General features: G+C 63.9%; 1 pseudogene. It reads left to right on the top strand.

Annotation, left to right across the window (positions count from 1 at the left end):
* Nucleotides 1-40 precede the first annotated feature (40 nt).
* Nucleotides 41-410, top strand: a pseudogene (locus FS507_RS19865) (hypothetical protein); the annotation flags it as partial.

The following is a 410-nucleotide window of genomic DNA, read 5'->3' as shown; positions in this document are numbered from 1 at the left end:
GGTGTTGGAGGGGAGGAAGGGGGAGAAGGTGAAGTAGGGGATGGGGTGGAGGAAGGGGGAGAGAGGGGGGGTGAGGAGGGATGAAGGGGTGGGGGGGGTGATGAGGGTGATGGGGGTGGGTGAGGAGGTAGGGTGCGTCTTGGCGAGCGGGGGTCGCGGGGACGGAGTGAATGGGTGGTGGTTTTGGGGGAAGTGGAAAGGGTGGTGGGGAGAGTGTAAGGGGGGGGGAGAGATGATGATTGAAGTGGGTTTTGTGGAGGAGAGTTTGAGTGGGTGGGAGGGGTGGTGTGGAAGTGGTTTGAATGAGGGGGGGGGTGGGGTGGTGGGTGAGGGGGAGGAGGGGAATAGGGGTGGAGGGAGGGAGAAGCTGGGGGATGTGGTGGTGAGGGAGGTGGGGGACATGGTGGGGT

This window comes from Corynebacterium glyciniphilum AJ 3170 (genome assembly GCF_007673095.1).
GTDB lineage: Bacteria > Actinomycetota > Actinomycetes > Mycobacteriales > Mycobacteriaceae > Corynebacterium.
Note: the sequence above shows the minus strand (reverse complement) of the source record. Positions and strands in the feature narration are given on the sequence as shown.